The sequence below is a fragment of the Kitasatospora sp. NPDC058184 genome (assembly GCF_042883725.1).
Taxonomy (GTDB): Bacteria; Actinomycetota; Actinomycetes; order Streptomycetales; family Streptomycetaceae; genus Kitasatospora.
The window spans coordinates 203,698-222,176 of record NZ_JBHVVE010000015.1; the positions used below are offsets into that span (position 1 = coordinate 203,698).

16 protein-coding genes are annotated in these 18,479 nt (G+C 71.9%); 10 read left to right on the plus strand and 6 right to left on the minus strand.

Features of this window, described 5'->3' with window-relative positions:
* Nucleotides 1-45: 45 nt before the first annotated feature.
* A complete protein-coding gene (locus ACFVXH_RS27005) occupies nt 46-225 on the plus strand; it encodes a hypothetical protein (protein ID WP_387827952.1) in 180 nt (59 codons plus the stop codon).
* A gap of 3 nt (nt 226-228) precedes the next feature.
* On the opposite strand, the gene ACFVXH_RS27010 is transcribed toward ACFVXH_RS27005, so the two are convergent.
* Both ACFVXH_RS27010 and ACFVXH_RS27015 read right to left on the minus strand, forming a co-directional pair.
* On the minus strand, nt 229-684 hold the full coding sequence (locus ACFVXH_RS27010; RefSeq protein ID WP_049651369.1) for a hypothetical protein: 456 nt from the start codon (nt 682-684) through the stop codon (nt 229-231).
* Between the two features lie 544 nt (nt 685-1,228).
* Nucleotides 1,229-2,293: a glycosyltransferase gene (locus ACFVXH_RS27015; RefSeq protein WP_387827955.1), complete on the minus strand. Its 1,065-nt coding sequence runs from the start codon at nt 2,291-2,293 to the stop codon at nt 1,229-1,231.
* A gap of 90 nt (nt 2,294-2,383) precedes the next feature.
* On the opposite strand from ACFVXH_RS27015, the gene ACFVXH_RS27020 reads away from it, so the two are divergent.
* The 3 genes from ACFVXH_RS27020 (at nt 2,384) to ACFVXH_RS27030 (ending at nt 5,110) form a co-directional block, all read left to right on the plus strand.
* Nucleotides 2,384-3,133, plus strand: coding sequence for a Stf0 family sulfotransferase (locus ACFVXH_RS27020; RefSeq protein ID WP_158077789.1), 750 nt, complete (start codon nt 2,384-2,386; stop codon nt 3,131-3,133).
* A gap of 234 nt (nt 3,134-3,367) precedes the next feature.
* Complete coding sequence (locus ACFVXH_RS27025) at nt 3,368-4,015, plus strand: hypothetical protein (RefSeq protein ID WP_387827958.1); 648 nt, start codon at nt 3,368-3,370, stop codon at nt 4,013-4,015.
* A 336-nt stretch (nt 4,016-4,351) separates the two neighbouring features.
* Nucleotides 4,352-5,110 (plus strand): endonuclease/exonuclease/phosphatase family protein, encoded by a 759-nt coding sequence (locus tag ACFVXH_RS27030; protein WP_387827961.1) that lies wholly within the window; start codon nt 4,352-4,354, stop codon nt 5,108-5,110.
* Between the two features lie 66 nt (nt 5,111-5,176).
* On the opposite strand, the gene hppD is transcribed toward ACFVXH_RS27030, so the two are convergent.
* From hppD to ACFVXH_RS27045, 3 genes are all read right to left on the minus strand, one after another.
* Nucleotides 5,177-6,241: a 4-hydroxyphenylpyruvate dioxygenase gene (gene hppD, locus ACFVXH_RS27035; RefSeq protein WP_387827964.1), complete on the minus strand. Its 1,065-nt coding sequence runs from the start codon at nt 6,239-6,241 to the stop codon at nt 5,177-5,179.
* A gap of 149 nt (nt 6,242-6,390) precedes the next feature.
* A complete protein-coding gene (locus ACFVXH_RS27040; RefSeq protein WP_387827967.1) occupies nt 6,391-9,285 on the minus strand; it encodes a phytanoyl-CoA dioxygenase family protein in 2,895 nt (964 codons plus the stop codon).
* A complete protein-coding gene (locus ACFVXH_RS27045; RefSeq protein ID WP_387827970.1) occupies nt 9,282-11,201 on the minus strand; it encodes an amino acid adenylation domain-containing protein in 1,920 nt (639 codons plus the stop codon). Before ACFVXH_RS27045 ends, ACFVXH_RS27040 begins: the two co-directional genes overlap by 4 nt.
* Nucleotides 11,202-11,997: 796 nt before the next feature.
* Between ACFVXH_RS27045 and ACFVXH_RS27050 the strand changes: the two genes are divergently transcribed.
* Together ACFVXH_RS27050 and ACFVXH_RS27055 are read left to right on the plus strand one after the other, a co-directional pair.
* Nucleotides 11,998-13,332, plus strand: coding sequence for a hypothetical protein (locus ACFVXH_RS27050; protein WP_387827973.1), 1,335 nt, complete (start codon nt 11,998-12,000; stop codon nt 13,330-13,332).
* 91 nt (nt 13,333-13,423) lie between these two features.
* Nucleotides 13,424-14,617, plus strand: coding sequence for an argininosuccinate synthase-related protein (locus ACFVXH_RS27055; protein ID WP_387827976.1), 1,194 nt, complete (start codon nt 13,424-13,426; stop codon nt 14,615-14,617).
* A gap of 79 nt (nt 14,618-14,696) precedes the next feature.
* Here the strand turns inward: ACFVXH_RS27055 and ACFVXH_RS27060 are convergent, their stop codons facing one another.
* Nucleotides 14,697-15,617, minus strand: a complete 921-nt coding sequence (locus tag ACFVXH_RS27060; protein ID WP_074005877.1) for an ROK family protein — start codon at nt 15,615-15,617, stop codon at nt 14,697-14,699.
* Nucleotides 15,618-15,738: 121 nt separating this feature from the next.
* Between ACFVXH_RS27060 and dcd the strand changes: the two genes are divergently transcribed.
* Genes dcd through ACFVXH_RS27080 form a run of 4 tightly spaced genes read left to right on the plus strand, consistent with a single transcriptional unit; the run spans nt 15,739 to nt 18,402 of the window.
* Complete coding sequence (dcd, locus tag ACFVXH_RS27065) at nt 15,739-16,266, plus strand: dCTP deaminase (RefSeq protein ID WP_074005876.1); 528 nt, start codon at nt 15,739-15,741, stop codon at nt 16,264-16,266.
* Nucleotides 16,263-16,787, plus strand: coding sequence for a deoxycytidine triphosphate deaminase (locus tag ACFVXH_RS27070; RefSeq protein ID WP_375874638.1), 525 nt, complete (start codon nt 16,263-16,265; stop codon nt 16,785-16,787). The genes dcd and ACFVXH_RS27070 overlap by 4 nt, the downstream gene beginning before the upstream one ends.
* Nucleotides 16,784-17,884 carry a glycosyltransferase family 4 protein gene (locus ACFVXH_RS27075; RefSeq protein WP_387827981.1) on the plus strand — a complete coding sequence of 367 codons (1,101 nt, stop codon included), beginning with the start codon at nt 16,784-16,786 and terminating at the stop codon, nt 17,882-17,884. The genes ACFVXH_RS27070 and ACFVXH_RS27075 overlap by 4 nt, the downstream gene beginning before the upstream one ends.
* The gene (locus ACFVXH_RS27080) at nt 17,881-18,402 is read left to right on the plus strand and encodes an HIT family protein (RefSeq protein WP_387827984.1); all 522 of its coding nucleotides are present in this window, start codon (nt 17,881-17,883) and stop codon (nt 18,400-18,402) included. Before ACFVXH_RS27075 ends, ACFVXH_RS27080 begins: the two co-directional genes overlap by 4 nt.
* Nucleotides 18,403-18,479: the final 77 nt, after the last annotated feature.

An 18,479-nucleotide genomic window follows, 5' to 3' on the forward strand; every position in this document is an offset into this window, starting at 1 on the left:
TTGACGCCGTCCGCGGCCAAGCCGACCTCCCTGCCGATCCGGGCGGTGGCGTCAACCCCAGGCGGCCGCGGGCCAGGATCCCGCGCCTCGGTCGGGCTCGCCTCGGCACGCGACGCGGGCAGCGGCGAGGAGATCGAATCACGCGGCTCCATCGAGACCGAAGCAGCCCGCCGCCTCGCCGACGACCTCAAGAACCTCACGTACAGTGCGGTCGCGCGGGCCTGACGATCAGCGCAGCGTCAGGATCCAGGCGCTGACGGCCAGCCAGCCGGTCAGCGTCAGCGCCGCGCACGCCCAGGCGAAGCGGGCCGGCCCACGGCCGCGGTCCCGCCCCTTGGCGCGCTGGAACCCGGCGGCCAGGCCGGCCACCGCGGTGACGGGGAGCGCGAGGAAGGCCAGGTACAGGGTGCCGTAGTAGAGGAACCTCGCGAACAGGGCGCCCACGAACACGAACGGCGCGGACACCACGGTGACCACCACTCCGCCGGCCGTGCACGCGACGCGCAGCCGCTTCTCGTCGGAGAAGAACGGCGGCACGGCGCACACCACCGCGCAGCCCAGGCCGAAGACGTACAGAACCAACCCGCCCGGGCCATACCCCCGGTGGATGCTCCACGCCGGCAACAGGAACGCGACCGCCCCGACCCCGGACAGCCACCGGGCACTCACCGGCACCGCGGCCATGTTTCCCCCTTGCACAGCACCCTCTTTGAACGCGTTCGAATCTAGCACCCAGGAGACGACGCCCAGACGGACAAGTCGCCGAAAATCGCGGCAGGCACAGCGGAACGCGGCGGCTCTCCGCGGAGAGCAGACGCATGCCGATCTCGTTGCGGCCCATCCCGAGGCTGTGGACCACAGCGGGCAGGCCGTGGCCGGAGGAACAGGCCGCGGGTTCCGCGTCCCGATGTCCTATGGCGAGTCCGCGAGCTGTGCGTTTCGTTGGATCCGCGCTCCGTGCCACCTTGATCGTTCCGGGTTTCGTGCCACTTCCCCGGGACGGTGTGCTGAAAGCTAGGTGACACATCTTCTGCCTGACCGGCTTGCTGAGGCTTCAAGGAGCACTGTGCCGCAGCGGGTGCGTCGCATGGGCGTGGTGGAGCGGACCGTGCGAACAGAAGACGATGGCGATGGCTGGAGCCCGGAGCCGTCTGGAACGCCTCCAGCTCCGCCGCCAAGCGTCCGACCAGAACGACGTGGAGGACGTCGCCGTAGGCGTACTTCTTGGTCAGACGAAGCGAGGCCTCTTGCGACGCTCGGGTCGTTTGTCCTGATCACGCCGGTTTGGGTAGCCGAACACCGCCGCCGGCGATGTCGCCGACCCCCCTCCCCCGGTAAGCGCCAGGGGCGACGTCTCCGGGACAGTCGGGGAGGTCGGCCGAGATGGCGAGGTGACAGGATTCGGCGTCAAGTCCTCGACGGTCGGGGAGATCGGCCGAGACGGCGAGGTGACAGGATTCGGCGTCAGGTCCTCGACGGTGGGCGTGGTGAAGTGACGATATCGCCTGAGGTTCTCGGTGTCCGGGTACGGGTGACGCCATGGCTTGCGGGAGCCGATGAAGTGGAGCACGAAGGCGCGTCGCTCCTGATCCCGGTACGCGTGGTACTCCGTACCCAGTCGCGGCGGCCAAGCCTCGGGCGGGATGTCGCGGAAGTCAGTCATCGGGAACACGTTCCAGCGCGGATCCAGCTCGATCCATCGACCGTGCGTGAGCGCGTTGAGCGCATCTTGCTCCAGACAGACCGGGACCTGATCCTGGCTGGCGAGCCAGTCGAGGGCCCGCTCGGTCAAGCTCTCCCGACGCCACTGGCGGAGGTTGCACAGCATCACCCCCGCATTGAAGTAGGGCGCGTCGGGCGCGAATCGTCCGTTGCTTCCGCCTGCCAACGCCTCGCGCAGGTTGGGACGCCACATGTCCCGCACGGCCGCGAGGGGTCTGTCACCGAGGTCCGTCGCGAACAGCTCTGTCACGTCTCGCATCAGCACGACGTCCACGTCCATGTACAGCGCCACGTCGTCCGGCACCAGCTCTGGCAGGAACAGGCGCGCGTACGTCGCGCCGGTCAGGTAGCGCAGCAGTGGCAGGTCGGACAGGTCGCGGCGCAGACGGACGACCTCCAGATCGAGCCCGCGGGACATCGCGTGCTCGACGACGTCGGCACTCGGCGAGTCATCTGTCATCAGTGCCGAGATGCGCACACCGCTCTTCGGCGGGAGGCAACGGGCCAGCGACGACAGCATGTTGCGTGCCGCCGATGCGTACTGACCGTCGAACGCGATCGCTATGCGCATCCCCCGACCCCCCACGTGTGCGACCCAGGAACCACTACGCTAAGGGGGGGTCGAGCGACGGTCAAGGCGCTCAAAGAGGGGGTGCGACCTGTGGCGCGAACGAGCGACGTGGCGCCGGCGGCGGGCAGATGCCTGCTCATCTGCAGCACACCGAGGTCAGGGACTCATCTGCTGGCCGGTCTGCTGGAGAGCACGGGCTTGTCGGGCAACCCGCAGGAGTACCTGTACAACCACGTTACCGAACTGGACGGTGAGGACATCCCGATCGGTCCGGCGCACCGGACGCAGCCGGACCAGCTACGAAAGCTGATGCGGATCGGGACTTCAGCCAACGGCGTGTTGGGCCTGATCGTCATGGGGTCGTACCTGGACGAGGTCGTCGCCGGGCTGCGGCGATACCAGTCCGCGAGTGGAGCGAGCTGGCGCGAGGTGATCGAGCGCGCCTTCGACCGCCCGGTATATGTGTGGAACCGGCGGTTGGACACGGCGGCACAAGCGGTGTCTCTGTACCGGGCGCTGGAAACCGACGTCTGGTATGCCGACGACGTTCGTGGCGTGGGTGCTGACGTTCCCTACCGTCGCGACCGGATCGCGCACTGGGAGCACATGATCCGGGAGCAGAACGAGGAGTGGGCGCGCCGGTTCTCCGACAGCGGGATCACGCCGATCACGGTGACGTACGAGGACGCGCTGGCGGACCCGGAGGGTGTGGTGGACCGGCTCCTGGACAGCCTGGGAGTCGCGCGAGGCGGCCGGCCAGTGGAGCCGCTCACGCGCCGGCAGGGAAACGACGTGAGCTTGGAATGGCTGGCCCGGTACCGCCGGGACGGTTCAACGTGACCGCTGCCTCCGCGACCTCGGCGACGGCCGGCACGCGAGGCGGGCGCGAGCGTCGGTCTCTGGCAGCGTTGGAATGGATGGCCGGCCTCGGTGAGGATCGGCGCACCTGGATGATCGAGCAGGCTGCGGCCGCCGGGCACTCGTTGGACGGGCTCCTCGCTCCCTGGAACCGTCCACGCCCGGCCGTGACTATCTGGGACAGGTGATGGCCAGGGTGACCTGGGCGCCAACGCCATGGCCGCAGCGACCGTTCTGCACCGCGCCATGCTGGACGTCCGCATGGTGCGTAGTCCCCGGCATGCGGGCCGGATCCCCGTACGCGACTTCCACCGAGCCTTCACCGGAGCCGGCGAGGCAATCCTCGCCGCGGGTGCTCACCGCCTGCCCCACCGACGGGAAGCCGCCTTCCGCCACCTGGTCGAGACCTGGGTCGGACGCGGCGGCCCAGCCCTCGCGGAGTGGTTCACCAGCGAGCTGGCGGAGACCGTCCACCGACCGGATCTCCTCGTCGTCCTCCGCGACCAGGACCAACCACACCCGATCACCGGCACATCGCAGCAGCCCGCTCCGAACCTCGCGACGGTACCCGGCCCGGTAGAGGTCGAACTCCGGATGGCCTCCTACACTTCGGCACACACACGCTACGGCGCAGACCACGACGCCTCTGCCCTCGTGCACCTGGCGGTACCACCGCACCCGCGGAACGCCGAGAACGACCCGTGGCGGCTGCGCGCGATGTGCGGCGCCGGCCCCACCCGCTTCCAGTTGCGGACGGCGGCGTTCCAGGGCGCCGGCCGGCCCTCCGTCACGGCTGACGACAAGGCGGCCCGCCGCTTCGCCCTACACGACGGAGCCCTCGACATCACACGAAGGGAAGGCTGAACCCACTATCCGCCGCGCGCACGTTGGTCTGTACCGGCCTGAGCGGTTTCCCTGTACACCGACAGGGGGTCAGCCGACGCCGAGCAGAACGGCGACGGCCGCCAGGTCGTCCTCCCCGCACCCGCGGGTTCGTACCTCCACGTCGGCCGGCGCACCGCCTTTCCGCGTCTGCCGTCCCGGGGTGTTTTTCGGCGGGGCGGCGGGAATTCCGACAATGTTGATGCCCGTTCGCCAGGAGGGGAATTCCTGCCGGCCCGGCCGGCGATCGTATTCAATGGGCTCCGGCCGATCAGGCAACGCAGCGGCGGAACGGTCCGCCGTGGAAAAGGAGTGCGCATGGACAGCCGGTTGGATTCCGCCGAAGCTACCGTCGACGTCCTGTCCTTCAACATCCACCACGGGGAGGGAACGGACGGCGTCCTCGACCTGGAACGGATCGCCCGGGTGATCCGGCGCAGCGGTGCGGAGATCGTCGGGCTCCAGGAGGTGGACCGGCACTTCGACGGGCGCAGCCAGTGGAACGACCAGGTGGCGGAGCTGGCGCGGTCGCTCGGCTACCACCCGGCGTACGGGGCGAACATCGACCTGGACCCGCCGGCGCCGGCGGCTCCGCGGTGCCAGTACGGTACGGCGGTGCTGTCCCGGCACCCGATCACCCGTGCGCGGAACACCCACCTCTTCCGGTCCCCCGGGGAGGAGCAGCGCGGCCTGCTGCACGTCGAGATCGACCTCGGCGGAATTCCGCTGCAAATCTTCGTCACGCATCTGGAGCTGTTCTCGGAAATCGACCGGATCCGCCAGGCGGAAGAAGTCGTCGAGCTGATCGGGGAAACCAGCCCGGCCATTTTGCTCGGCGATTTCAACGCGACCCCGGGAACGTCGGAGATAACCAGGCTTCGGGCTGCTTTCACCGATTCCTGGACGGTTTACGACGGTGGTCCGGTGGCGACGTTCCCGGCCGATGCTCCGCGGGACTGCATCGACTACGTCTTCGCGGGCCGGGGGGTGACGCCGGTGCGGGTCGGCCTGGTCACCGAGGAGCCGGTGGCCTCGGACCACCTGCCGGTGCTGGCCCGGCTGGTGGTCTCCGGCTGACCGCCGGCCCCCGAGGGTCCGGGCCGGGGCGGCGGGCCGGCCCGGACCCTCGGGAGGCGGTGGCGGTCACTCGTGCCGTTCCGCTTCCACCGCTTCGTACAGTGCCTTGATGTTGCCGCTGCCGAAGGTCGTGGCCCCGACCCGCTCGATGACCTCGAAGAACAGGGTCCGCCGAGGGTGCAGCGTCCGGGTGAAGATCTGGAAGAGCTGGCCCTCGTGGTCCTCGTCGACGAGGATGCCCAGGGCGGCGAGCGCGGGCACGGAGTGCCGGGTCAGCCGCAGCCGCTCGGCGAGCATCCGGTAGTAGGGGCCCGGCGTCGACAGGAACGCCACCCCCTGCTCGGCCATCGTCCGGACGGTCCGCACGGCGTCGTCGGTGCGGAAGGCGATGTGCTGGACGCCGGAGCCGCCGTGGTTCTTGATGAAGTGGTCGATCTGGCCGGGTTCGCGGCTGGTGTCGGGCTCGATGATGGTGAGCGTGAGGCCGCCGGACACCGACTGCACCACCTCGGAGTCCATGGCCTGGGCGCCGACGACGATCCGCTCGGTGAAGGTGTTGCGCAGGCCGAGGACCTGCTCGTAGAACGCGACGGTGGACCGGAGCAGGCCCGCCTCGACGCACACCGCGAAGTGGTCGACCGCCAGCAGGCCGGTGTCCGCTTCCGGCTCGCTCCGCGGTGCCGGGGTGAAACCGGGCAGCGGCCGGTGGTCGGTTCCCGCGCGGCGCTGGACCAGGGTGTGCCGGAGGTCGCCGAAGCCGGCGACGGCCGCGGTGACCACGCCGTCCTTCTCCTCGGGTTCGGCCAGTGGCCGGGCGCCGCGCCGGACGGTCGCGGCGAAGGCGGCGACCACGTCGGGTACGGCCAGGGCGATGTCGGCGACGCCGTCCCCGTGCCGCCGGACGTAGTCGGCGGCGGGGTGGTCCTCCGCCAGGGCCTGGGTGAGGACCAGCCGGATGTGCTCCCGGCCGATGGCGACGGACCTCGCCTCGCCCGGCCGGTCGGCCGTGGCGTACACGGTGAACCCGTAGGCCCGGGCGTAGTGGCGTGCGCTGGCGTCGAGGTCCTCCACGTACAGCTCTACGTGGTCGACGGACGGGTCGAGCGGTATGCCGTCCGGGTGTGTCGTCATGGTGGTGGCCTCCTTGAGGGGTGGTCTGCCGGGCGTGCCTGTGGCAGTGCCAGTGCCGGTGCCAGTGTCGCTGCCAGTGCCGGTGTCGCTGCCGGTGCCGGTACGGGTGACCGGTCCACTGGTGCTGGACCGGCCACCGCCAGGGCCCGCTACCAGGGGTCGACGCCGAGCAGCCGGCGGCCCAGCGGGGTCATCGCCGCGGTCTGCAGGTCGTTGTAGGAGTGACCGGCCGGGCGGTCACCGGGGCGTTCGCCGGCGTCCCAGGGCTGGTCGTCCCGCGCGTAGCGGACGAACTGGGCGACCCGGACGTCGGGGCGCCGGTTGTGCGAGGCGGCGTGCGGCATCAGATGGTGGGTCAGCACGAAGTCGCCTGCCTGCCCGGTCACTTCGGCGCTCTCGAGGTCCGGGATGTTGCGCCACTTGTCGTGCAGCTGCCGCCCCCGGCGGACGGCGCGGGCCTCGGCCTCGACGATCCGGTGGCCGCCGGGCACGACGTGGATGCCGCCGCCGCCCGGGGCCACGTCCGTGAAGTAGTAGCAGCCCCCGATCTCGACCTCCTCGGGGGTGAGCAGGAACTCGTCCGCGTCCTCGGGTACCGCCGGGTCGATGTGCAGGTCCTGGCTCAGCTCGCTGGGGTGCGCCGTGTCGTTGCGCATGGTGATGGCCACCGAGCCGTCCCGGACGAGCAGTCGGGGGTGTCCCAGGAGCTGGGCCGCCACCCGGTAGAGCCGCTCGTTCTGGAAGAGCGGGATGAACTCCGGTCCGTCGAAGGTCTGGTTCCCCGGGGTGTTGAAGGGTTTGAACCGGCCGTCGTACGCCTCCCAGTGGTCGGGGACGCGCAGGTCTCGCGGGAGCAGGTCGAGGATCAGGCCGGCGTGGTGCCTGGCCTGCTGCCTGGTCAGGACGCCGCGGATCAGCAGGTACCCGTCCCGCCAGAAGCGATCGACCTCCTCCTGGGACAGGACCGGCTCCGGCGTTGCGTTGGTCATGGGTGCTCCGAGGGTCGGTGGGTCACGGATCGGTTGGCGCGGTCGCGTCCGCCGGGGCCCAGTCAGCCGGCCGGCGTCGCGGGCCGGCCTCCGGCCCGGCCGGACGGACGGAGTTCCCGGGCCAGGCTGCGCAGGGTGGCCATGCCACTGACCTGGGCGAAACCGGGCGGGTGGTAGCCGAGCCGGCGGAGCAGCTCCGCGAAGCGCGGGTAGTGCTCCGGCCGGCCGCCCGCCCGCAGGTAGCAGAGGTCGAGGTCGGGGGCCCGGCCGGGCTCGGTCCCGGCCCCGCTCAGGGCGGTGAGCAGCGCGGTCTCCTCGGCCGTGGCCGCCGGGCGGCCGGGGAGCGACCGCCCGTCCGAGACGTCGCCGCCGTCGATCTCGAACCAGTCGGGGACCACCGGGATCGCGCCCGTGTGCGCGGCGCGGAGCAGTTCCTCCCGCAGGTCGAACGGGGTGAGCGCGCTGCCGTCGGCCGCGGTGACCCGGGCGGTCAGCCGGGGGGGTGCCGGACGCGCCGCCGGGTTCGAGCGACGCCCCGGCCGCCGTGACCCCGGGCAGGGCGAGCAGGAGGTCCTCGATCGCGCGGAGGTCGATCCACCGCCCGCCGGAGTACCGTTCGCGGGGGCCGCGGGGAAGCCGGAGCAGTCCCACGGCGGACGCGACCTCGTCCGGCGAGCAGTCCCGGCCCGTCGCGGCCCGGGTCAGGACCAGCTCGACGCCGCGCAGCAGTGCCGCGCACTGCTCGGGTTCCAGGACCCTGGAGTCGCCGTGGACGGACAGCCGGACGGTGTGCGGGTCGGCCCAGCGGACCGACAGGCTGGCTCCGTACTCGTAGGAGGTCTCCGCGGTGCTCGCCCAGCTGATCCGGGAGCCGGGCCGGTCCGTCGAGCCAGGCCCGCCCGTCGAGCCGGACCCGTCCGTGGAACCAGGCCGATCTGCGGAGCCGGGCCCGTCCGTGGGGCCGGGCTCGGCCTCGATCAGCTCCCGCCAACCCTGCGGCGGCGGAATGAAGTTGAAGGCGAGGTCGGTGGAGAGGCAGACGCCTCGACGGTGTTGGGCCTCGACCCGTTCGCGGATCAGGTCGAAGGGGTCGTACCGGCCGTAGGCGGGGTGCCCCTCGGCCAGGGTCCGCTGGACCTCGGCGGCCGCTTCCAGCAGACTCCGGCCCTGCCGGCGGAGGGCCACCGGGGAGCGCTGCGCGGTGGCGCACAGCACGCGGCGGAGGTCGGCGTTGTGCCGGTTGTCGAGCGACACGTTGACGGTGCACGCGTCGGTGTCGGCACGCAGGCAGAGCAGTTGGGCGAAGGCGGCGAGGACGACGGCCGAGGGCAGCAGCCCGGTGTGGGCCATGCCGCGGGCGAAGAGGCCGTCCGCGCCGGGCAGGGTGAGCGTGCTCCGGTAGTAGCGGCCCGCCGTCCCTTCGCCCGGAGGGTGGTGCGGGTGCATCCGTGCCGGTGCGTGGGAGAAGTGCCGCCGCAGGTAGTCGAGCGCCCTGGTGCGTTCGGTGTCCTCGCCGGGGTCGGCCTCGCGCCGGGCCTGCTCGGCCGGCTGGATCCCGGGTCCCCGGTGCGGGACTCCGGTGTCCGGGCTGTCCGTCCGTCCGTGCAGCAGGTCGGTGAGCTGCTGGTCCACCACGCCGTGGAACCCGGCGTCCACGGCCACGTTGTCGGCGACCACCGCCAACCAGCGCCGGTCCCCGGACCGGAGCAGGTGGAACTGCACGAGGAACCGGCCGACCCTGCCGTGGGTGTGCGCGGTGAACACCCGTACCAGGTCGGCCAGGCTCCGCTCGGCGGTGCCGTCCGGTGCGACGTCGACGACCCGCACCGGGGAGCCCGACGGGTGGACCAGCTGCCGCAGTTCTCCGTCGATGACGGCGAGGGAGGTGCGGAGGATCTCGAACCGGTCCTCCAGCGCGTGCACCAGGCGCTGGGCGGCGGCCTCGTCGGTCCCCGCCGGGAGCGGCCGGAGTCCTTCGGCCAGCCCCTTCTCCAGGAACCACTGGAACTTCTGCGCCCTGGTCAGGGGCGCGTCGGCGGGGGCCCGGCCGCTCATGCGGGGCCTCCGGCGGGAGTCGGCCGCGGCGAACCGGCCGGAGCGCCGGCCGCACCGTCGGTCCGTACCGCGGCGGATCCGTCGGCCAGGGCGGACAGTCCGCGGATGGTCGGGGAGCCGATGACGTCACGCACCGTGACCGGGACGCCGGACAGCCGGGTCGCGGCGGTGGCCAGCTGCACCGCCGAGACGGAGTCGCCGCCGAGCGTGAAGAAGTCGTCGTCGATCCCGACCTCGGTGAGTCCGAGCATCTCGCGCCAGAGCGCGGCGAGCGCCGACTCCAGCTCGTCGCGGGGGGCGGTCGGGGAGCCCTGGGCGGCATCGCGCTCCTCGGCGGGGGCGGGCAGCTTCGCCGCGTCCACCTTGAGGTTCGTCGTGAGCGGGATCGCCGGTATCACGGTGATCGAGGCCGGGCGCTGGTACCGCGGCAGCTCCGTCGAGAGCCGCCGGCGCAGGTCGGCCACGAGTTCCCGGTCGCGTCCCGCGCCGTCGCCGGTGCCGACAGGTCCGGAGGTAGGTCCCGAGGCAGATCCGGAGGCAGGTCCGGAGGAGGGGACGACGTAGGCGTCGAGGCGCTTGTCCCCCGCGCCGTCGTCCCGGGCCACCACGACCGCGTCGTGCACCCCGGGGTGCCGGGTGAGCGCGGCCTCGATCTCGCCCGGTTCGATCCGGTAGCCGCGCACCTTGATCTGGCGGTCGATCCGGCCCAGGAAGCGCAGCGCCCCGTCCGGGCCGCGCCGGACGAGGTCACCGGTGCGGTAGAGCGGGGAGCCGGCGCGGTCGTCGGGGTCCGGGACGAAGCGTTCGGCGGTGAGTTCGGCGCGGCCGAGGTAGCCGCGGGTCATGCCGGCTCCGCCGATGTGGAGCTCTCCGCTCTCCCCGTCCGGGACGTCCGCTCCGTCCGGCCCGAGCACCCGGACCCGGACCCGGTCGAGCGGGGTGCCGATCGGGATCATCGTGGCGTCCGGTGCCATGGTCCGGACGTCCTGGTAGGTCGCGAAGCCGGTCGTCTCGGTCGGCCCGTACAGGTGGATCAGCCGCCCCGCGAAGGCCTGCCGCGCGAGGTCCGCCACCTCGGCCCGGATGGAGTCCCCGCCGAACAGGAGGGTGTGCACCCCGGAGAGGTCGGCGAGGTGCGCCGGCTCCAGCAGCCGGAAGACGGGGCTGGTCAGGTGCAGGACGGAGACGGCGTCCCGGCGGACCCGGCGGCAGAGGGCGGTCAGGTCGGTGCCGCCGAAGCTGTAGACGACGCAGGTCGCGCCGTTGAGCAGGGGCCCCCAGATCTCGAAGGTGGAGGCGTCGAAGGACAGCGTGGCGAGGGCGGCGACCCGGTCGTCCGGCGCGATGGACACGTAGTCCTGATCGGTCACCAGGTGGACGACGCTCCGGTGCGGAACCAGGACGCCCTTGGGTGTTCCGGTGGATCCGGAGGTGTAGATGACGTTGGCGAGCTCCGGCCGGCCGACGACGGGCGGGTTCCCGGAGGGGTGGTGGGCCGGGTCCTCGTCGAGCAGGACGACGGTCGCCCGGCCCGCGGGGAGCCGGTCGGCGAGCCGGCGCTGGGTCACCAGCACCGGGGCGGCGGTGTCCCGGAGCATGAACTCCAGCCGCTCGGCGGGGTATCCGGCGTCGAGCGGGACGTACGCACCGCCCGCCTTCAGGATGCCCAGCAGCCCGACGATCATCGCCGCGGAGCGTTCGACGCAGATGCCCACGAGCGTGTCGGGCCCGACGCCCGCCTCGCGCAGCCGCCAGGCCAGCCGGTTCGCGCGGGCGTTCAGCTCGCGGTAGCTCAGCTGCCCGTCGTCCGCGACCACGGCCGTCCGGTCCGGGGCGAGCTCCGCATGGTGTTCGAACAGGGCGTGCACGGTGGCCCCCGGCTCGTCCCCGGTCGGTCCGTTGTTCCGCTGGATCACTGGCTGACTCCGTCCTCTCGTGCGCTGACCGGGTCGATGGACACGGCGCCGCGTAATGCGTGTTGATGGGACCGACGCCGACGCCGCACGGGTGGGCGGGAATCCCGGCGGCCGACGGGTCGCGCGGGTTCCCGTGAAGGTCCGGGTCGGCCGGGACGGAATTGTCAGGTGTCCTCACTCCGGCCGGGCCGGGAGGCGGAAAGGGCCGACCGCGGCGCGTCCGGGAATTCCGTCGGATCCCGTTTTCCGCCGCACCGGGCAAGTGCCGGAACCTCCAGGAGCCTAAGCAATCGGAAGAGGTCCCGCCACCCTCTTCCGGGGAATACCGGCAATCATGCGCTATGTCCGATCCGGCCCCGCTTGCCCAGATCGCCGGAGACACGCCCGGTTGTCCGATGGTCCGTCACATGCCCTCCGGGGAAGCCCTGTCGAGCGCGCTGGAGGATCCGACTCCACTTGTGATCCGATGTGAAAATAGACGGCCAAAACAGGTCAAATAGGGACGCCGGCACCGCGAGATGCAATGTGCCATTGCACATCAACTGCTTGTCATGGACTATGGATCAAGAACCACGACGCCATGGTTCCGGAGCCGACCGGGGGGTTCGCGTATCCGTCGGAGCGTGACGGATACGTGGAACGGGACGCATTCCGCGCATCCCCGCAGGCATTCCCCCGGTCATTCGCGCCCGAGGCCCCGGCGAATTCGCCGAAGCGGCGGCATCAGGTGGGGCATTGCCACTGAATCGATGCACGAACATCGTGGGCTGGACCCGCCCCGTTCCAAAGGAGACCCGTGTCTGAGAACCGATCCTCGGCCCTGATCGTCGGAGCGGACCCGTACCTGATCCGGGCCGCGCTCCGCAACGGAATCGAGCCCGTCGTGGTGCACGGCCCCGGCCTGCGCGACTGGGGGTTCATCGGAATTCCGGACGGGGTCGAGACCGTCTTCGCCGAGGACACCTCCAGCGTGGAGAGCGTGCTGCTCGCGCTGCACCGGGCCGGCCTCGCCGACCGGGACTTCGACTGCGTCCACACCGGGGACGAGTTCGCCCTGGTCACCGTGGCGGCCCTGGGCGAGGTCCTGGGCGCCCCGGTCGCCGTGGACCCGGACACCGCCGTGCGGTTCCGGGACAAGTGGCTGCAGAAGGAGGCGCTCGCCGCGGCCGGCATCGAGGTCACCCGGTCCCGCCTGATCGAGGACGTCCACCACCTGGATCCGGCGAGCGTCGAGGACTTCGACAAGGCGGTCCTCAAGCCGGTCGCCGGTGCCGGCACCCGGAACACCTCGGTCGTCGAGGGCCGCGCCGGGCTGATCGCCCGGTGTGCCGAGCTCCGGCGCGCCGGCATGCCCCAACGGACCTTCGTGCTGGAGGAGTTCGTTGCGGGCGACGAGTGGATCGCCGACGGCGTGGTCTTCGACGGAGAGCTGCGGTTCCTCAGCGTCAGCACGTACGGCGAGCCCTGCCTGAGCACGGTGGACTTCAACCGGGCGCTCCAGGTCGAGGTGTTCGACCCCGTCGCCGACGCCTCCGCCTACGACCTCGCACGCTCGGTCGTGGAACCGGCCCTGCGCGCGCTCGGCCTGCGGCGCGGCACCTTCCACATGGAGCTCTTCCACCAGCCGGACACCGGGAGGCTGGTGTTCGGCGAATGTGCGGCCCGGACCGGAGGCCTGCTCCAACCCGAGCTGGTCGAAGCCAAGTTCGGCGTCGACCTGGCGCTCGCCGGGCTGCGCTGCGCGGCCGGGACCGACCCCCGGATCGAGCCCTCGGTACGGCCCGAAACGATCGGCTCCACCTACCTCAACAACCGTCCCGGCGTCCTGGTCGGCTACCCGACCCCGGCCGAGGTGCGCGCCCTGCCCGGGGTCGAGTACCTGCGACTGGAACTCCCGTACGGCTTCCGCATGGCGGACGCGCTCGCGAGCACCACCGAGGCCGTCGGCCAGGTCGTGCTGAGCGGCCGCACCCGGGAGGAGTTCCGCGAACGCCGCGACTCCCTGACCGCGTGGTTCGACGAGCGGCTGCTGGTCGTGCCCGCGCACGCGAGCTACCCCGAACTGCGCCGGTGGCAGAAGGAGAACTGGCCGGAATCCGCTTCCTCCTTCGGCACCTACTCGGACGACTGAGGCCGCCCGCCGCCCGGGCCGCGGACCTCACCCGCGGGACGGCCGCCGCACGCGCCGAACCACTTCCCCCACCGCGTCTCGAAGGACCATCATGCAAAGCCATCACCGCTTGATCCGCTCCTTCCGTCAACTCACCACCGATGCCCTGCCGGCGGAAGCCCCCGTCGTCACGCTCTTCAGCGGAGGGCTCGACAGCAGCTTCCTCCTGCTGCGGCTGAAGAACGCCGGGTTCCGGAACGTCCACGCGCTGAGCGTGGACCTCGGCGAGGACGAGACCAGCGAACAGAAACAGCAGATCGCCGACGAGCTGGGGGTCCGGCTGCACGTCGTGGACGGCCGTGGAGCCTTCGCCGACGAGTTCGTGCGGGCGGCCATCGTCAGCCAGGCGGTCTACCTGGGGACCCACCCGGTGAGTTCGACCCTGAGCCGCCCGCTGATCGCCCGGTTCGCCACCGAACTGGCGGAGGAGCTCGGGGCGGCGGCCGTCCTGCACACCGCCAACCGCTCCCAGAACACCATGCGCAGACTCAACGGCGCCATGGAACTGCTGGGCTTCGACGGCGCCTACGGCAGCCCGTACGACCTCGACCCGGTGGGCCGGGAGGTCAAGATCCAGGAGCTGAAGGAGGCCGGCCTCGCCCGGATGAGCGAGCGCGTCGTGAGCGGCGACTCGAACCTCTGGTGCCGCGAGTTCGAGTCCGGGCTCCTGGACGACCCCGAGCAGCACGCGGTGCCGGAGCAGCTGTTCCGGTGGAGCGCGCGCCGACCGGCGGTCACCGAGGACGGCGTCGAGGTGCGGTTCGAGGGGGGTACGCCGGTGGCGGTCGACGGCACCCGCCTGCCGCTGGTGCCGCTGATCGACCAGCTGAACCGGCGGGTCGGCGCCTTCGGCCTCGGGCGGTACAGCGGCCTGGAGCACCTCGCCGGCGGCGAGAAGGTGCTGGAGATCCGGGAGATGCCGGCCGCGTGGCTCCTGCTGCGCAGCTACCGGCACCTCGAGTCGGCGGTGCTCTCGGCCGAGACGATCCGCGAGAAGATGCACCTCGAACAGCTGTGGGTGCGGGAGGCGCTGGAGGGCCGCTGGTTCGGCGAACTGCGGGCGGCCACCCAGTCGTTCATGGACTTCTGCGCCCGGCCGGTGACGGGCTCGGTGCGCTGGCGGCTCACGCCGGGCGGGGCCGAGACCCGGGCCATCGAGGCCGACCGGCCGGTCTACCTGCGCGATCGGGAGAGCTGGGAGCAGCAGTCCGTGAGGGCGGAGCTCGCCGTGCTGGCGGGGGCCTGATGCGCGGCCCGTACCGTCCCGTACCCGCGCCGTCGGCCCGCTGCGGGAGCGGCGGGCCGACGGCGGGGGGCGCGGGACGTCAGCCGCCGAGGAGGTCCCAGGCCAGCAGGCCGGCGCCGAGGCAGCCCGCCGTCTCCCCGAGTGCCGCCGGCACGATCTCCGGCATCCGCTCGAAGGCGAGCCGCTTCCCGACCGCCGCGCGCAGCGGTTCGAACAGGGTGTCCCCGGCCTCGGCCAGCCCGCCTCCGATGATCACGGTGCCCGGGTCGAGCAGGGTGAGGCAGGTGACGAGACCGTCGGCGAGCGCGGCCAGGGCGTCGTCCCAGACCGTCCGGGCGCGGCTGTCGCCGGCCTCCAGCGCCCGGACGCAGTCCGCCGCGTCGGCGGCCGGTCGGCCCGAGGCCGCGGCCCAGGCCCGTCCGACGGCCGAGGCCGAGGCGTACTGCTCCAGACAGCCGCGCCGGCCGCAGGGGCAGGCGGCGCCTCCGGGCCGGACCACGATGTGGCCGATCTCGCCGCCGGCGCCGTGGGCGCCCGCCTCGATCCGTCCGCCGAGGGCGATCGCGCCCGCGATGCCGGTGCCGATGGCCAGGAAGAGGAACTGTTCGGTGCCCCGGCCGGCGCCGATCCGCTGCTCGGCGAGTCCTCCGGTGCGGACGTCGTGGCCGAAGGCGACCGGCACGCCGCCCAGGCGGTCGGCCAGCAGCGCGCCGAGCGGGAGGTCGTGCCAACCGAGGTTGGCCGCGAACACGACGGTGCCCGTGCCGACGTCGACGATGCCGGGCACGGCGACGCCCACCGCGGCCGCGGGCCGGCCGAAGCGGCGCTCGCCGTGGGCGCGCATTTCGGCGGCCGCCTCGAGCACCGATTCCACGACGGTGTCGGTGCCGCGTTCGCGAGGGGTTTCCCGGCGGGCCTGGTGAAGTAATTCTCCGCTGCTTCCGATCAGGGCGGACTTGATTCCGGTACCGCCCACATCAAGGGCTATGACGTGTTTCATGGGGGATGAGTATGGAGCATGCTCGGACGAGCTGGCAAACGTCCTGGAAAACGACCCGTAAAAGCCTCGTCGGTGCGCGCCCGCCGTTTTGTCCGGCAGGCCGGAAGAGTGGGAGCCTCCTGTGATCCTGACGGGACCAGAAATCGTTGAATCCGCCCGCGACGGCAGGATTTCCATATCCCCGTTCAACCGGGACCAGGTGAACCCGAACAGCTACAACGTCTGCCTCGGGGAGACGCTGATCACCTACACGGACAGCGTCATCGACGCGTACCGGCCCAACCGGACCGACGCCACCAAGATCGACTCCAGCGGCTTCGTGCTGGAGCCCGACCAGCTCTACCTGGGGCACACCGTGGAGGAGGTCGGATCCGACGTCTTCGTACCCCTGCTCTTCGGGCGCTCCTCGGTCGGCCGGCTCGGGCTCTTCGTGGAGATCACCGCCCCGATCGGGGACATCGGCTTCCACGGCCAGTGGACCCTCATGCTGTCCGCGGTCCGACCGCTGCGGGTGTATCCCGGGATGAAGATCGGGCAGATCATGTTCTTCGACACGCTCGGCGATATCGAGCCCTATTCCGGGAAATACCAGGGCGCGGTCGGACCGCAGGAATCGCGCTACTGGCGGGACAAGTTGGGGCAGCTGTGATCCTCACCCGGGCGGAAATAGCCAGGTCGATCGACTCCGGTGACATCGTCATAGAGCCGTTCGACCCCCGAAGGATTTCCCCGAACGCCTACGACTGGCGACTCGGCGACACCATCCGGGTGTGCGAGTCCGAACTCGACGCGGCGCATTCCACCGAGTTCGAGGAGCGCACCATCCCGCCGGACGGCATGGTGCTGCTGCCGGGCAGGCTCTACCTCGGGGTCACCCACGAGCGCACCCATTCCGAGCGTTTCGCGCAGATGATCAACGGTGACCGCACGGTGGGCGCGCTGGGCGTCTGGGTGCACGTCTCGGCACCGCTCGGCCACGTCGGCCACGCCATCCGGTGGACGCTCGAGATCCGCGTGGTGCGCCCGGTGCGGATCTACCCGGGGATGACCTTCGGGAAGATCATCTTCCTCAAGACCCTCGGCGCGGAGGCCAGTTACCAGAGCATGGGCCGGAAGTACACCCGGACCAGCGGCATCGACACGTCGCGACTGTACGAGGAGCTCGCGTGAACGTCCTCACCGGGATCGACCTCCCCCCGGACAGCCCCGGCGGCAGCGTCGAGCTGCTGCGCGACCTGTACGGCGGGCCGGAACCGCTCATCCCCGCCGACGTCTTCATGCTCGCCCCGGAGGACCGGCAGGCGCCCGACACCTCCGGTTCACCGGCCCTGCTCGCGGTGCCGGGCAAGACGGTGTCGGGGCCGGCGTTCTGGGCCTACGTGGACCGGCTCGGCGCCGCCGTCCGGGACAGGTACCCCGCCGCCGACCACGACGTGCTGCACCTCCAACACCTGGCCTTCGGCGCGACGGCCGCCCTGCAGCAGGTCTTTCCCGACCGGCCGAGCATCGCGCTGGTGCACGGCACCGACCTGCTGTTCGCCGAGGACCACCCGACCCAGGCCGCCGTTCTGCGGGAGACCGCGGCATCGGCCGACGCGATCGTCGTCCCCACCGGGGCGATGGCGGACCGGCTGCGCCGGATCGCCCCGGTCCCGTCGGACCGGATCGTCCACATCCCCTGGGGCGTCCCCGACCGGCTGCTGGCCGACCGGCCCACCGGGGCGGCGGGGCACGGCGCGGAGCGCGAAGCGGGCGTCCTGCGGGTGCTCTACGCGGGTCGGCTCACCGCCGAGAAGGCCACCTCCGGCCTGATCGCGGCGGTGGCCTCGCTCCCCGGGGTGGAGCTCTCCGTGGCCGCTCCCCCGGCGGAGTTCGCGGCCCTGGCCGCACGCTCCGACCTGTCGCGGGTGCGCTGCCTCGGCTGGCTGTCCCGGGAGGACCTGTGGCGCGCGTTCGGCGGACACGACCTCCTGATCGTCCCCTCGCTCCGGCTGGAGGCGTTCGGGCTGGTGACCATCGAGGCGCAGGCGTGCGGCCTGCCGGTCGCCTACCAGCCCGTGCCGGGCCTGACCGAGGTGCTCGGCCGCTCCGCGCTCCCGGTCGACTTCGGGGACTTCACGGCGCTCCGGGGCCGCATCGAGGAGTTCCTCCGCTCGCCGGAGCGGCTGGACGACCTGGCCGCGGCCGGCCTGGTCAACAGCGGGCGCTTCCCACTGTCGCGGACCGCCGGCGACCTGGCCGAACTCTCCCGCCGGGTCGCGCGATGACGGCCCGGCCGACCACCGCGGCCCCTGGGCCCACCGCGCCCACCGCCGGGCCGGAGCGGGACCGGGGCGACGGCCCGCGGTCCGCGGACTGCGTGTTCTGCGCCATCGTCGGGGGCCGGCTGCCCGCCGCCGTCGTCCACGAGGACGAGCGGACCATCGCCTTCCTCGACATCACCGCGGTCATGGACGGGCACACCCTGGTGATCCCCAAGCGCCACGCCGCCGACCTCTGGGAGATCACCCCGGAGGACGCCGCCGCCGTGATGGCCACCGTCCACCTGATGGCCGGGCGGATCCGGGACGTGCTGGCTCCGGACGGCCTGACGCTGTTCCAGGCGAACCGGGACGCGGGCTGGCAGGACGTGTTCCACCTGCACGTCCACCTGGTGCCCAGGGCGGCCGGGGACCATCTCCACCGCCCCTGGACGGCCGACCCGGTGCCACTGGAGCGGCTCGCCGCCACCCGCGCCCGCCTCTCGGCACCGTCCCCCGAACACCCGGACCGGACCGCGGTGTGACGGCTCCCCGACCACCCGGACCGGACCGCGGTGTGACGGCTCCCCGACCAGCTCGATCCCGTCGGGCCAGAACGTGA